At 40.8% G+C, this 14,353-nt stretch carries 13 protein-coding genes; 8 read left to right on the top strand and 5 right to left on the bottom strand.

Annotated elements, in window-relative coordinates:
• Positions 1-28: 28 nt before the first annotated feature.
• From nhaC to J2Z81_RS10150, 4 genes are all read right to left on the bottom strand, one after another.
• Complete coding sequence (nhaC, locus tag J2Z81_RS10165; RefSeq protein WP_226371272.1) at positions 29-1,453, bottom strand: Na+/H+ antiporter NhaC; 1,425 nt, start codon at positions 1,451-1,453, stop codon at positions 29-31.
• Between the two features lie 83 nt (positions 1,454-1,536).
• Positions 1,537-2,457 carry a proline racemase family protein gene (locus J2Z81_RS10160; protein WP_226371271.1) on the bottom strand — a complete coding sequence of 307 codons (921 nt, stop codon included), beginning with the start codon at positions 2,455-2,457 and terminating at the stop codon, positions 1,537-1,539.
• A complete protein-coding gene (locus tag J2Z81_RS10155; protein ID WP_029266344.1) occupies positions 2,458-3,498 on the bottom strand; it encodes a proline racemase family protein in 1,041 nt (346 codons plus the stop codon).
• Between the two features lies 1 nt (position 3,499).
• Positions 3,500-4,681 carry an NAD(P)/FAD-dependent oxidoreductase gene (locus J2Z81_RS10150; RefSeq protein WP_029266346.1) on the bottom strand — a complete coding sequence of 394 codons (1,182 nt, stop codon included), beginning with the start codon at positions 4,679-4,681 and terminating at the stop codon, positions 3,500-3,502.
• Positions 4,682-4,841: 160 nt separating this feature from the next.
• On the opposite strand from J2Z81_RS10150, the gene J2Z81_RS10145 reads away from it, so the two are divergent.
• The 6 genes from J2Z81_RS10145 to J2Z81_RS10120 all read left to right on the top strand — a co-directional run bounded on the left by J2Z81_RS10145 (position 4,842) and on the right by J2Z81_RS10120 (position 11,550).
• Positions 4,842-6,566, top strand: a complete 1,725-nt coding sequence (locus tag J2Z81_RS10145; protein WP_226371270.1) for a sigma-54 interaction domain-containing protein — start codon at positions 4,842-4,844, stop codon at positions 6,564-6,566.
• A 79-nt stretch (positions 6,567-6,645) separates the two neighbouring features.
• Positions 6,646-6,903, top strand: coding sequence for a (2Fe-2S)-binding protein (locus tag J2Z81_RS10140; protein WP_084178912.1), 258 nt, complete (start codon positions 6,646-6,648; stop codon positions 6,901-6,903).
• Complete coding sequence (locus J2Z81_RS10135) at positions 6,900-7,241, top strand: (2Fe-2S)-binding protein (protein WP_226371269.1); 342 nt, start codon at positions 6,900-6,902, stop codon at positions 7,239-7,241. The genes J2Z81_RS10140 and J2Z81_RS10135 overlap by 4 nt, the downstream gene beginning before the upstream one ends.
• Positions 7,234-8,451, top strand: coding sequence for an NAD(P)/FAD-dependent oxidoreductase (locus tag J2Z81_RS10130; RefSeq protein ID WP_029266352.1), 1,218 nt, complete (start codon positions 7,234-7,236; stop codon positions 8,449-8,451). The genes J2Z81_RS10135 and J2Z81_RS10130 overlap by 8 nt, the downstream gene beginning before the upstream one ends.
• Before the next feature lie 420 nt (positions 8,452-8,871).
• Entirely contained in the window at positions 8,872-9,855 is a 984-nt protein-coding gene (locus J2Z81_RS10125) for a N(5)-(carboxyethyl)ornithine synthase (protein ID WP_226371268.1), read from the top strand.
• A 228-nt stretch (positions 9,856-10,083) separates the two neighbouring features.
• Positions 10,084-11,550, top strand: a complete 1,467-nt coding sequence (locus J2Z81_RS10120) for an aminoacyl-histidine dipeptidase (protein WP_226371267.1) — start codon at positions 10,084-10,086, stop codon at positions 11,548-11,550.
• A gap of 89 nt (positions 11,551-11,639) precedes the next feature.
• Here J2Z81_RS10120 and J2Z81_RS10115 read toward each other — a convergent pair whose 3' ends face one another.
• On the bottom strand, positions 11,640-12,935 hold the full coding sequence (locus J2Z81_RS10115) for a purine/pyrimidine permease (protein WP_226371266.1): 1,296 nt from the start codon (positions 12,933-12,935) through the stop codon (positions 11,640-11,642).
• Positions 12,936-13,060: 125 nt separating this feature from the next.
• On the opposite strand from J2Z81_RS10115, the gene J2Z81_RS10110 reads away from it, so the two are divergent.
• Together J2Z81_RS10110 and J2Z81_RS10105 are read left to right on the top strand one after the other, a co-directional pair.
• The gene (locus J2Z81_RS10110) at positions 13,061-13,927 is read left to right on the top strand and encodes a LysR family transcriptional regulator (RefSeq protein ID WP_029266360.1); all 867 of its coding nucleotides are present in this window, start codon (positions 13,061-13,063) and stop codon (positions 13,925-13,927) included.
• 104 nt (positions 13,928-14,031) lie between these two features.
• On the top strand, positions 14,032-14,199 hold the full coding sequence (locus tag J2Z81_RS10105) for a hypothetical protein (RefSeq protein WP_156947660.1): 168 nt from the start codon (positions 14,032-14,034) through the stop codon (positions 14,197-14,199).
• The last annotated feature ends 154 nt before the right edge of the window (positions 14,200-14,353 follow it).

The following is a 14,353-nucleotide window of genomic DNA, read 5'->3' as shown; positions in this document are numbered from 1 at the left end:
GTGCCAGGCACCATCTAAAAGGCACCATCTAAGGTAATGCTCTTTCTGAATCTTGTTCTTCTGTCTTTTCTTCTGGCTTTGTGTACCAGATAAATTTATTTGTAAAGCCATATAAAATGGAGATGGCTATTACTAAAAAGTTGAACCATAGAAACGGAAGGTATGCTATGGTAGAAACGCCAAGTGTAGTCGCCATAAACACACCGCCATCTGACCACGGGACCATTGGTGTAGTTACTGTTCCGCCTGCTTCGGTATTTCTGGAAAGTATCCGGCGGTCGATGTTCAGGCGATCGTAATTTTCCTCTGTGATTTTACTTGCGGTAATAACCGATACATAGGCAGCTCCACCAAAGAAATTACCGAAAAATCCTGCTAGAATGGTAGATATCGTTGTTTTCCCTGCATTGTCTGCCCAAGAAAGCAGCTTAATACAGATCACTTTCAGGATACCGGTCTGCTCCATTAATCCACCTACGCCCAGTGCAAAGAGAATCAAGGCGATGACGTCCAGCATGAAGACAATGCCGCCACGGTTTAAGAGATTATCGATAAAATCTACACCCGAATCAATCGAATTTCCGGAATATAGACCCTTGATCGCATCAAGCAAGGCAACATCTTGAAAAAGATATGCCCATATCGATCCGAGTAGTGCACCAAATAAAATAACTGGAATAGACGGTTTTTTTAATATCAGTAACGCAATAACGATGGCAGCCGGAATTAACATATACCAGTTAATCTGAAAAAAATCGTTTAAGGAAGCCATTGTTGCTTCCGCTTGCTCGATTGTTCCACTGCTGTCAATAAAGAAAAATCCTGTGATTAAAAATAAGATCCCGGCAATAACAAACGCTGGTCCGCTGACAAATAGCATCGATTTAATATGTTCAATGACGTTTACTTTTGATAGCGATGCTGTCATTACCGTCGTATCGGATAATGGAGAAAGCTTATCACCGACATAACAGCCGGAAATCACTGCACCAGCCACAAGCGCAACCGGGAAACCAAAGCTGATTCCAATTCCCATCATCGCTATACCGGCAGTTCCGGCAGAACCAAACGATGTTCCAGTCGCCAGTGAAGTGATTGCACAAATGATAAATGCAGCCAGTAGAAAAATACTTGGGTGGATAATAGATAATCCGTAATAAATAATACTGGGTACAATCCCGCCGGCTATCCATGTGCCAATCAAAGCTCCAACGCAAATTAAGATTAGTACGGCTTCCAGACCATCTGTGATACCTTTTAATATTCCTTGTTGCATTTCTGCATACGAATATCCAATTCGGAGTCCAACAATCATAATGACAAACCATGTCGTCAAAAGAGCCAGTTGAATGGGAATCTCAAATTGAACTACGAATAAGAACATAATAGAAACAAAGGCAATCAATACAAATAGCACTTCTCCCAGGGTCGGTAATCTTTTATCCGTACTCATTTTGCACGCTCCTTTTTACTCGTTTTTTTGTTATGAAAGCGGCAATATTTTTCATAAACGTCTATGAAAAACACTCCCTGCCATTATTTCAATAAAAATCCTTCTTGAAGCGGGTCTGTGTGATCATAGATGAATTGATGCATTCCTGTAACAAATCCTTCCGTTTCCATCGACATGAGATGCTTTGAACGAGGTACGAATTGAGCAGTTAGCTCACTGTCAAAAATACTGTAATTCGTAAGTTGCTCAAGCACATGATCTATGCTTAAAAATGCACCGAAAATGGCAAGTGTGCTATCCGCCCCTGGTGAACGCAGGATCGTTCCATCTTTTTCAAAAGTAACCGAACGAACCGTATTCGCTGATAATCCGCTAGCATCTACCATGACAATTCCTTCAAATGGAATGGCCTCCCCTTTTAATTTTTCAGACACTTCTTTTCCCCATTTTTGGATATCGGAAAGATAATCTAGACTGATTTTCTCTACGATTTCAGGAAGTGAAAAGATCGCATAATTTCGTGATGCATCGACTTGCATAAGTGTGAATTCCGGTGTTTTCTCAATTACTTGGCATGCTTCTGCCTCAAAAGAAACAGATGTTACTTCCTGATTCTCCTGTTTCACTTTCACGCGATAAATCCCATGAACGGTTTCGATGGTATATGCTTCATTTTCTTTTTTTGCTATATTTCCTGTTTCAAGCAGTGCCGTGACGGATGCTACCAGTGCCCCGTAATTGAAAGTTCCGCTACTAGTGTGATTGAAAAATAGGAGCCCATAATCTGCAACTTTCGACGGGAGAACGATACAGCCATTCATTCCACGATGCCCTCTAGGTTCGTTCAATAAAAAATCCCGTTCCCTTTGAAAATGGTCATGTAAAATGGCATCATTAAGCTTAATATCTGATTCCTTTAAATCAATCGGCGAATGGATCACAATTCGAAATGCTTCCCCAGCTACATGTGTATCAATGGTCGTAAACATTTTTTCGATATTCATTTATACACCCTCCTCTTTTCGTTTGTTGTCCATTGGAGGAATGAGTAAAAATCCTTCTTTCAAGGGGTCACGTTCGTTGTAGAAAAACCGGTGCATCCCCATGAGCCACGCAGATCCAGTCACTTCTGAAAGAACGGCTGGGTAATCGTTTACATTTGTTGTCTCAAGGATGCGTGCTTTAAATAGTGATCCGACAATACTTTCATGGACAAATGTTTCATTTATGCCAATTTCATGCTGATGGAACATCGTAGCGATTTTCGCCGACGTCCCTGTACCACATGGTGAACGATCAATGCCTCCCGGAGGAACAACAACTGTATTTTTCACATCTGCATCGGGGTGTACAGGATCGGTGTAAAATTCAATATGTGTCAATCCATTGATAAATGGATGTTCCGGATGGATAACATCTTCCCTTTCATTGATCGCGTTTCGAATGGTAATTGCTTGATCAATAATGGTTGAAGCATTTTCTTTTACCAAGTCCAGTCCAAGTTTGCGTGCATCGATAATTCCATAAAAGTTTCCACCATAAGCAATATCACATGCTACTTCACCAATTCCTTCTACATCGATCACAATCGATTTCAATAGGAATGCAGGTACATTCGCAAAACTCACTTCTTCTGCTTTTCCGTTTGTTACTTTCACCTTCGTTTTCACGAGCCCTGCAGGAGTATCCAAATTGATCTGTGTATATGGTTCCATCACTTCGATCAGGCCTGCCTCGATCAGTGCGGTGCAAAAGCCAATCGTGTCATGGCCGCACATCGGAAGGTAGCCGCCTGTCTCGATATAAATCACACCTACATCTGCGTCCGGATGACATGGGTCGGTAAGCAGTGCACCCGACATCACATCATGCCCTCTTGGTTCATTCATTAAAAATTTTCGGATCCAATCATAATGCTCCTGCATATACAGCATTTTCTCAGACATCGTTTTCCCTTTCAGTGGAGGCAGTCCACTGATCACTGTTCGCGTTGGATTTCCTCCTGTATGTGTATCAATGGTTGAAAATAGTCGTTGAAAATTCATGCTAGTTGAACACCCTTTCTTTAAAGCGATCATAGCGAAGTGGTTCTGTCGGGATACATGTCTCCTTTTCCTGGAGCATTTCCTGTATCACTTTTCCTGTTACAGCCGCAAGACTAATGCCGTCCCCTTCATGTCCAGCAGCAACATAAAATCCAGGAACCTCATCAACATGGGAAATGATCGGCAGATGGTCTTCTGTCCAAGGCCTCAGCCCTGCATAAGTTCGAATGACTGTCATATCCGCAATCTTCGGATAAAATCGAACCGCTCGTTTGGCAATGTATTTCGTTACATCATGATTTACTTTCGTATCAAATCCTGCAAATTCCCTACTACTTCCAATTAAGAAGTTTTGACTTTCGGTTGGCTCAAACACAAGCGCAACACCGTATTTTTCTGTTTCAGCATCCACTTGCCTCTCTCCACCAAATTTGGAAATCAGATAACCAAATTCCATTACTTTTCTTAAGCCGACTGGGTGCTGTCTAGAAGCAACAATCAGCTGTCCTTTTCTGGGCTGGATTGGAATCGAAACATCTACCATTTTTCCAATCACCGGCGCCCATACACCACAAGCATTGATCACTTTATTTGCTGTAAAAGTTTCTTTACTTGTTTCAATCACAAATTGATTTTCAGGATGCTTATAAAGATTTTTCACTTCTGTTTTCGTATGAATTTTCGCACCCTGCTTTTTCGCATTGTGAAACAGAGAATACGTCAACATATAAGGATTGACTGTTGCATCGGTTTGACACTCTAGTCCTCCGTATAAATCATCCGCAAAATAGTTTGATTCGTTCCGTAAATCCTGACGATCCAGCATGTTAAAATCCAGCCCTGCTTCCTGCTGCTGGTTCACCCACTTTTGTGCTGCATCCATTTCCGCATCATTTTCACAGACAAGAATGCTTCCTGGGTTCCGGTATTCAAATGGAATTTCTAATTCCTTGCTAAGTTCATGTACCAGCTGCTGGCTTTTTAGTGACATTTGACTATCAAAGCCAGGATCTTTATCGATCGCTAAAATATTTCCATCGCATCTTGAGGATGTGCCACTAGCGAGCTCATTTTTTTCAAGAACAGTGATATCAAGGCCTGCTTTTGAACTGTAGTAAGCAATGGCTGCTCCGATAATTCCTCCTCCGATGACGACTACATCGCGATGGAGTGCATTTTTCATAAAAAATCCTCCTTTCCCTTTTTATAAATGCAACTTCCATGCCAAAACATAAATTGCGAGAATAATCCAAAGTATCTTGCATTTCTTGTCGTTTTATGTAAAAATAATTTGAAAGTGTAAAAATATTTATACACAAAACTCTTATGGAGGTTTATATAGGATGGAATTTTTACAAACGAACTTAAAGAAGTTTATATGTAAGGATTTTCGATTACTCTCTGAAAAAAATGAAGCACATTTAAAAGAAAAAGTAAAAGCAGCCTCCCCTAAAAGTGTTTTTATCCAGCAGAATGAGCACATATACCGTGTAAACGAACAAGATGATGTAAACCACCTTATATTTTCAGCGTGTCGGGAGATATCCATCCATACAGATTTAGCGACAATCATTGATTATTTTGCAGATTTTGACACGCTTTTAGTTCATGATCAAGGAAGATACATTGGCTATCTGCATGACACTACTTTTTTTAAACAACTGGCAAAAGCTCATTTGGAAGTTCAAGCCTACTTCCAAACTGTCCTGGACACGATTGATACATCCTGTACCGTTATTGACGCTAATGAAAACGTTTTAATCTGGACAGAAGGTGCTGAAAAGATATTTTCTGTAAAACAACCGGACATCCTCGGGCAACCGATAAGGGATTTTTTCCAAACGAACAGACTGGCATTACTGCAAACACTGAAAGATGGTACCTCCTTAAAGCATAGCCAGCATCAAGCGCGTGAGGATCTTGTTGTTTTAATTAATTCAAAACCGGTCTATCTGCACGATAAAATTATCGGAGCAGTCGTTTCCGAAACAGATATTACTAGTCAAATCAAGCTGAATAATGAATTACACCAAGCAACTGAAAAAGTATTTCACTTGGAGAAAGAAGTCAGTAAACTAAAACTCGCAGATGATCCATTTAAACGGATACGAGGAAATAGTTCCGCTCTAAAACAGACGCTGGACATGACAAAAAAAGCAGCCACAACGGAGACCAATATTTTAATTTACGGGGAAAGTGGGGTCGGCAAGGAACTTTTCGCAAAAGCAGTTCACAACATTCGTGAAGGTGAAAATGCACCATTTGTTGCTATTAATTGCGGAGCGATTCCTTTCGAATTATTTGAAAGTGAAATCTTTGGTTATGAAAAAGGTGCCTTCTCTGGAGCCCATCAAAAAGGTAAAAAAGGAAAGGTAGAACTTGCAAAGGGCGGCACATTATTTCTGGATGAAATCGGTGAAATGCCTCTGGAGATGCAAGTGAAAATCCTTCGCTTATTGCAAGAAAGGAAGTTTTATCCTGTTGGCGGAACAAAAGAAATAGAGGTCGATTTTCGCGTTGTAGCCGCGACAAATCGTGATTTAAAGGAACTTATCAGAGAAGGTAAGTTCAGAGAAGACTTATATTACCGCTTAAATGTTGTTAGCTTGGAAATCCCTCCACTCCGGAAAAGACCAGAGGATATTATTGAGTTAACCCATTACTTCCTATATGAAATATCCATTAAATATAACCGGCCCATCCACGGAATTTCTCAGGAAGTGATGCAGGCACTCCTTTCCTATGATTGGCCCGGAAACATTAGGGAACTAAAAAATGTTGTCGAGCGCTTAGTTGTATTTTCGGAAGAAGGAGAAATCAAAAAAGAAGTGCTTCCATTTGAGGTTGACCACATGGCCCAAGCAAGTAATGGAAAAGGAGTAAATGCTTCTATTTTTTCAGAAAAAGAAACTCGTTCATTAGCAGAGCGTCTACAAGAATTGGAACGAGAAATTATTTTAAAGGAATTGAAAAAAACAAATGGAGAAAAATTATCATGTGCAAAAAATCTTCAAATCACAAGGGCGACACTTTATAATCGAATGAAAAAATTAGGAATAAAACCTTAATGCTCATTTTTTGGCGTGATTCTTGCATGTATTTCTAACAAGACACAAAAATGAGGTGATTCATTTGCAGAAAAACAACATGATAATTTGCAGGTGTGAAGAAGTAACGTATGCTGACTTAAAAAAAACAAAAGAAAAATATAATTGTACAGCTAGAGAGCTGAAGCTGAGAACAAGAGCAGGAATGGGATATTGCGGCGGGAGAACCTGCCGGAGCGCAGTTGACAAAATTGCCAGCAGTTTAGAGAAACAAAAAGAAAAGGACATCATTCCTTTAAAATATCAGCCGCCCGTACGTCCTGTTAGCTTTGCGGATTTAGGAGGGGAGCATAAATGACAGACCGAAGAATTCTGGATCATCCGATACTTGGCGGACAAAAAAGTCAAAAAGAGATTTCTTTTACCTTTAACCAAAAAGAATATAAGGGATTACAAGGCGAACCAATTGCAGCAGCTTTGTTAGCGAACGGTGTCCGCACGCTCCGTTATCACGAGGAAAGCGGGACACCACGGGGAATTTACTGTAATATTGGACATTGCTTTGAATGCAGAGTAATCATCAATGGAAAGCAAGGCCAACGAGCTTGCCTGACCCCACTTGAAGAAGGCATGGTAATTGAGAGTCCAGCGCCGCTCCCTACTCCAGTTCGAGATTGGAGGTATGAAAATGCATAACGGAATCATTATCGGTGCCGGACCTGCTGGCTTAACAGCAGCAGTCACTTGTGCTGAAAATGGACTTGATGTCATTGTTCTTGACGAATACATGAGAGCCGGCGGCCGGCTACTGGGACAGCTTTATGAACAGCCGGATGGCAAATGGTGGAACGGAATCAAAGAATCGGAGCGACTCTTTCAGCAAGCTGTTGATCTGGGGGTGCAGTTCCGTTTTGGTACCGCTGTCTCCAATATTGAGTATTTGGATGACATGTGGGTCATTTATACGGAGAAAGAGGTGCTGCAAACTTCTAACCTTTTACTTGCAACAGGTGCGGCAGAGTCCCCTGTTCCTGTACCAGGATGGACACTTCCTGGCGTCATGTCAGTTGGAGCTGCACAGGTCATGACAAATGTTCATCGTGTGAAGCCTGGCGAACGCGGTGTTATTATTGGAATCAATGTACTTTCAGCTGCAATTGCCATGGAACTTCAGCTTGCTGGTGTGGAAGTAGCAAGCCTTACATTGCCAAGAATGTCGGAAGTTACTGACGTGGAAGCACATCCAAAAGAAGTGATGGACTCGCTCCTTCATGTTTCCCATATGGCCCCTTCTCCGTTTGTTAAATTAGGAAGTAAATTCATGAAAGGTGACTTCATGAAAAAAATGGGCGCTGCCTTCTATCCAAAGAATGGTGTGAAAATGTGGGATATTCCTATCCAACTTCGAAAAGCTGTGATCGAAATTTACGGTGAAAATCAAGTAGAAGGGGTAACCCTAGCAACGATTAATTCAAAAGGTGATGTTGTCCCCGGCACTGAAGAAAACATTGCTGCTGATTTCGTCTGCATCGCCGGCGGATTATATCCACTGGCAGAACTCGCAGCGATTGCCGGCTGCCCCTTTTATTTAGTGGAAGAGCTTGGTGGATATGTTCCTTTGCATAGTGAAGAAATGGAAACAACGTTAGATGGACTATATGTAGCAGGAAATATAACAGGTATCGAAGGAGCGAAAGTAGCCGCAGCACAAGGACATGTAGCGGGACTTTCCATTGCTAGAAATAACGGTATTCGTAGCTTAGACTATAAGATCATGGATGCCATCCAACATGTAAAAACAACCAGAGATCATGCTTACATTCAGTTCCATCCGCAAATTCAAAAAGGAAGATCCAAAATACAAGACCAGTGGAATACCTATCAACGAAACGTTCAGGAAGTTTGAAACTGGCGGCGGGTGCCTTCTGGCGGGTGCCTGGCACCACCCGAATTTTGCCGAATAATTTCAGGCGAGGGGCAGGCCTGATGCCAAGCTTTGCATCAGGTCTGCCTCTCTTTTCACGTTCATTCGTATAGCATTAAAATCCCAAAAATCAGAATTATGTTATACTAAATAGGAAGACATGATATCGGCTCTTTCCTCAAACGATCTATTCTTCAATCTAACATTGATTTTGTCCCTATATCTTCAAAAGAGGAATCATAAATCACATTAAACCCTTGCTTAAGCCGATAAGCAAAGGGGAATGATATGATGGGAGGATTCGATTAAATGTATGAACTGCAATTATTTTCATCCTAGCTTTTTATGAAAGCTAGAAAATCTAGATGGATTTTGTTTTGAAAATTAATTGGAGGGATTTATTTGATTAGAACAGTAGGATTTCCATTAAATTGTAAAGAAAATGAACATAGACAGGCAATGATCCTTCAAGATATTGCGAAAATGGATCATAAGGACAAGTTATTTTTTGAAAGAGGATACGGGGAATCGTTTGCCGTGTCCGACAAGATGTTGCGAAATGTAGGTGTCCATGTCGTTAGTCGAGAAGAAGTATTAAAGCAAGATATTATTTGTGATCCAAAAGCCGGGGATGCTGATTATATTGAAAAGCTTTCCGACGGACAAATTGTATTTGGATGGATTCACGCCGTACAAAATAAGAAACTTACCGATACATTTTTGTCAAAACGGCTGACTGCTATTGCTTGGGAAGATATGCATGAAGAAGGAAGACATATATTCTGGAGAAATAATGAAATTGCGGGTGAAGCGGCGATCATGCAGGCGTTTACCTGTCATGGAAAAATGCCGTATGATACAAAAGTTGCGCTCTTAGGAAGAGGAAATGTGGCACGTGGTGCGTATAAAATATTAATCAGTCTTGGTGCAGATGTAACTGTGTACGATCGAAGAACGGAAGATTTATTCCGAGAAGAAGCAGGTAAGTATGATGTGCTTGTAAACGCGATTACTTGGGATGTCAGCCGTACAGACCACATTATTTATAAGGAAAATGTAAAAAAGATGAAACAAGATTCCATGATTATTGATATAAGCTGTGATGAAGGATTAGGGATCGAAACGAGCATTCCAACAACAATAGAAAACCCGACATACATAGTGGACGGTGTTCTTCATTATGTCGTCGATCATACGCCAAGCATCTTTTACAAAACAGCTTCCAAATCCATTAGTAACGAAGTTAAAAAGTATTTGCCCCTTATCATGAAAGGGAAGGAGAAACAAAATGATCTATTACGCCCTGCAATTATCTTAGATAACGGACGTATATACGATCACAAAATCCTAGATAACCAAGAGCGAGAAAATGTGATGAAAATTTAAATTTATGGGCCAGATTACATGTGAAGTTTTAACATGTAGTCTGGCCCTTTTCTAGAGAAGTGCCTGGCACCACCCGAATTTTGTCGAATAATTTTAGTGTGGATCAGACCTTATGTGAGCGATTTCCATAAAGTCTGATCCTCTTATTTATGATAAAATAAAACATAAATCAGATGCAGTACCTTGTTATTGCAATGTTTACTTCATGGAGCTAGAAAGGGTGATAACATGTATAAAAATTTAGAAGAGCTAAGGCAAGAAATCGTTTTTTCCTATTTTGAAGAAATAACAAAAATACCGAGATGCACTGGCAATGAAAAGGGAATCAGTGATTATCTAGTCGATTTTGCAAATGTACGAGACCTGGAAGTCATTCAGGATGATGCATTAAACGTCATCATCAAAAAGCAAGCAACCCCCGGTTACGAACATGTTCCAACAGTGATCCTTCAAGGGCATATGGATATGGTTTGTGAAAAGAACAATGATACGGAACATGATTTTAATAAAGATCCGCTGCAATTAAGAGTCGATGGAGATATGCTTTATGCAACAAACACAACATTAGGAGCTGATAATGGGATCGCTGTCGCGTACGCGCTTGCATTACTGGGTGCACAAACCACCCCACATCCGGCGCTGGAAGTTGTCATCACAACCGAAGAAGAGACAAGCATGGGCGGTGCTTTTGCAGTTGATCCCGATCATTTTGAAGGAAAGGTTTTAATTAATTTGGATTCTGAAGAAGATCATAAATTATTAGTCAGCAGTGCGGGAGGAGTAAAAGCAATTCAACGCGCTCCGATCACCTGGGAAGAGACCGAAGACGACTTGACAGGTTTCCGCATTACAGTTGGTGGACTAAAAGGTGGCCATTCAGGGATGTCGATTCACGAAGAACGCGGCAATGCCGCTAAAATAATGGGGCGTTTTTTACATCAATTAACGGATGTTCCTTACTTGATGCAAGAGATAAACGGAGGTTCTGCACCAAACGCTATTCCCCGTGAGATGAATGCGGTCATTTTAATTCATCAGAATAACATTCAACATTTAAAAGATAAAATAGAAGCATGGAACAGACTATTAAAAAATGAACTGCATGCTTCCGATCCAACTATTTTAATTAGCTTGGAAAGAATGATACCGGATACTTCCAACGTTTTTTCACAAGATACGAAACATAAAACGATTACTTCCTTAATGCTTATTCCTAATGGCGTTCAAAGCATGAGTATGGAAATAAAAGGATTGGTAGAAAGCTCGACGAATCTGGGAATTGTATCCACATCTGATAAGGAGATCGTGTTTGAAAGTGATATAAGGAGCTCCATAAAAAGTTTGAAAGAAGATATTGTTGCCAGATCGAAACTTGCCGCAGAATTGGCGGGATGCCATTTTATGACTGACTTGGATTACCCGGAATGGCCATATAATCCCGACTCCAAGATCAGAAAGGTATTTGAAAAAGTCCACAAAGAAAAATATAACACAGATGCTGAAATCATTGCGGTTCATGCAGGAATTGAATGCGGTATTTTCATCGATAAAATTCCAGGACTTGACGCCATTTCCATCGGCCCTGATATTTATGATGCCCATACGCCAAACGAACACATAAGTATATCCTCCGCTCTGAATACTTGGAATTACTTGCTCGCTGTGTTAGAGGCAATGAAAGAGGCAGACCTCTAAAGGGTGCCTGTCACTTCCCGTATTTTGTCGAATAACATTAAAAAGGGATAGACCCATATGAAATGTTCACATGGGTCTATCTCCCATTTTTACGCACTCTTCCATTGTTTCTCCTTATCAATTTTCCTTGTCAACAGCGCCTCGCACACGACGGCGATGATGGCTCCAAATACGAGGCCGTTACTTAATATAGATGCTAGCGTTGGTGACATGTTGGTGAATGCCTCGGACGGGATAAACATTACTCCAATGCCTCCAAATAGGGAGACACTGACAATTCGGTATAAGATTTGTTTGTTTTCCACCGAATCGAATTCTTGAAATGCCAAGCTGATAATACTTGAGAAAACGGGCAGAATCGCTGCATATCCGACAGCTTCTGGTATCGACGCAACAAAAGCTGTAATCGATGGCACGAAGCTTATTGCGACAATTGCAAGCGATCCGAGCAGGAACGGCAGTTTACTTGTTATTTTGGTTGTCATAATAAAACCCGCTGACCCTGAAATCGGGACGGCTCCAATTGCAGAAAAGCATCCTCCAAGCAATTGGTTCACACCTGAAATAATCCCTGTTTCTTTCAGACGATTTTTTTCATAATGTACCTTTTCACGTTCCATAACATGTTGAACAACCTTAACAGAAGCCAGCATATTGGCGAGTAATAAAAAGGTAATAAAGACAACCATAATGACCATATTTGGTTCAATCGATGGTGTACCAAAAGCAAATATCTCCGGAAGTTTAAACGTTTCCGTAACGTTAATAATTGGTTTTGTTAAATCAAAGAGAGAGAACACAATCCAACCGAAGACGATCGTAAATAATACGGAATAATGCCCAAATCGTGAAAGCCTCATAAACATATAGGAAAGCACAACAATTCCAAGAGACAGTGCTAATACTGTCGGCTGAATAACATTAGAATCCCCGTTTAGTCCGGACATCCCTTGTAGAAATGATCCGCTTAATTGAGCGACCATGAGGATTAAATACACTCCAACCACGGTTGGGCTGATGTAGCTTGCTATTTTTTCAACCCATCCGAATAAACTAAATACAATAAAAATAATTCCACTTAAGATAAACGCGAACTGCAGTGCCCGAAGTGTTTCCAAATGGGAACCAAATAAAACAGGACCAAGGCCTGCATACAATGAAAAAACACCCCACCAAAGACCAGCTGGTCCTTCTTGGATGGGGAGTTTATGTCCAAATAATGTTTGTAAAATACCAGCCATACCAAGTACGAATAATGTTCGTTGCACAAATTCCACGGTTAAACCTGGACTCAATCCGTAGCTTGAAGCAACGGCAACAGGGACTACAATACTTCCCATCAAAATAAATAACGCCCATTGCAGGGACGACAGAAATTTTTTCAATATGATTCACTCCTATACGGCAAATCTTACTTAAGATGATTTTTAAACGCTCTTGCTATATTATACGGGATAGAGCTATAATGAATCAAATTAATATATTTCATGATTAAGATGAGGTGTTACTCATGACTATTACACAATTTGAAATTTTTGTCCAAGTGGTTGAATCAGAGAGCTTTACAAAGGCAGCTCACTATTTAAATATGACACAATCAGCGGTTAGTCACGCGATAGCAGGTCTTGAAAAAGAACTCGGCTGTCAGCTCTTTATTCGTAATCGGCGCAAAGGATTATATTTAACAGCAATCGGTGAACGCATTCTCATCCATGCGAGGGAAATTCTCAGACGGGTCAGTAGTATTTCCGAAGAAGTCGATGCAATCACTGGAATAGAAAGTGGCACCATCCGTCTTGGAAGTTTTCCAAGTGCGTCTGCACATCTATTACCTAAAATGCTCGCTTTTTATCAGTCTCATTACCCAAAAGTTAAGCTGAGTCTCTTTGAGGGAACCTATCATGAGGTGAATGAATGGCTGTTATCCGGAATTATTGATGTTGGCTTCTCCTCCCTTCCCCACGAAAATTTAGAATTAACCCCGCTAGTAGAAGATAAAATGGTTGTTGTCCTTCCAGTAGGCCATCCTTTAGAAATAAAAGATGTTGTGTCGTTAGAGGAGGCTACAGGGGAATCATTGATTTTGACAAAAGCAGGATCGGAGGAAATTGTAAAGCGCATGTTTGATAAAGAAGAATTAAAGCCAAATATTGCATTTGAGGTACAAGGCGCTTCCACCATACTGAACATGGTCAAAGAAGGACTCGGCATCACCATCGGGCCTGAATTGGCATTACCGATGAATGAACCCGGCATCACCATACGCGACATTCAACCTATGTCATGGCGGACATTAGGACTTTCCTGCCCTTCTGTAGAAGAAGCATCCCCTGCAGTACGAGCATTCATTGAACTTGCACAGAAATTGTTTAAGTAGAATGGAAGTGGTGGCGCCCCTGGGAGGGTGCCTGGCACTCCCCGCATTTTGTCGAATATTTTTTTATCACACGGAGAATATAAGGGGGAAAAGGAGGGTTTTTCATGCCACATACACAACATCTTCAAGAATGCATTAATGAATGTGAAAGCGCGCTGTCGCATCTTGATCATGCAATGGATATGATGGAAAATGAACAATCGAAGCAAAAGTTAGAACATGCTAGTCAGGATTTAAACGAATGTATTCGGGCGTGCGAAAATGAATTGTAAGAGATGGTTTTCATCCATATAAGTTGAATGCACGGTACACCTAAAAAAGCAGAGACAACTAAATCGAGTAGGTGACTAACCATTACTTGGTTAGTCGACCTCTCACACCACCGTACGTACGGTTCCGTATACGGCGGTTCAATCTCTTGAGTAT

This window comes from Virgibacillus alimentarius (genome assembly GCF_017874635.1).
GTDB classification, from domain to species: Bacteria; Bacillota; Bacilli; order Bacillales; family Amphibacillaceae; genus Virgibacillus_B; species Virgibacillus_B alimentarius.
This window is presented reverse-complemented; position numbering and strand designations above follow the sequence as displayed.

Bases quoted from the DNA above. Each gene is read 5' to 3' on its own strand.
- nhaC (WP_226371272.1), bottom strand. From the start codon at position 1,453: ATGAGTACGGATAAAAGATTACCGACCCTGGGAGAAGTGCTATTTGTA.
- J2Z81_RS10130 (WP_029266352.1), top strand. From the start codon at position 7,234: ATGCATAACGGAATCATTATCGGTGCCGGACCTGCTGGCTTAACAGCA.
- J2Z81_RS10155 (WP_029266344.1), bottom strand. From the start codon at position 3,498: ATGAATTTTCAACGACTATTTTCAACCATTGATACACATACAGGAGGA.
- J2Z81_RS10145 (WP_226371270.1), top strand. From the start codon at position 4,842: ATGGAATTTTTACAAACGAACTTAAAGAAGTTTATATGTAAGGATTTT.
- J2Z81_RS10110 (WP_029266360.1), top strand. From the start codon at position 13,061: ATGACTATTACACAATTTGAAATTTTTGTCCAAGTGGTTGAATCAGAG.
- J2Z81_RS10150 (WP_029266346.1), bottom strand. From the start codon at position 4,681: ATGAAAAATGCACTCCATCGCGATGTAGTCGTCATCGGAGGAGGAATT.
- J2Z81_RS10135 (WP_226371269.1), top strand. From the start codon at position 6,900: ATGACAGACCGAAGAATTCTGGATCATCCGATACTTGGCGGACAAAAA.
- J2Z81_RS10160 (WP_226371271.1), bottom strand. From the start codon at position 2,457: ATGAATATCGAAAAAATGTTTACGACCATTGATACACATGTAGCTGGG.
- J2Z81_RS10120 (WP_226371267.1), top strand. From the start codon at position 10,084: ATGTATAAAAATTTAGAAGAGCTAAGGCAAGAAATCGTTTTTTCCTAT.
- J2Z81_RS10140 (WP_084178912.1), top strand. From the start codon at position 6,646: ATGATAATTTGCAGGTGTGAAGAAGTAACGTATGCTGACTTAAAAAAA.
- J2Z81_RS10105 (WP_156947660.1), top strand. From the start codon at position 14,032: ATGCCACATACACAACATCTTCAAGAATGCATTAATGAATGTGAAAGC.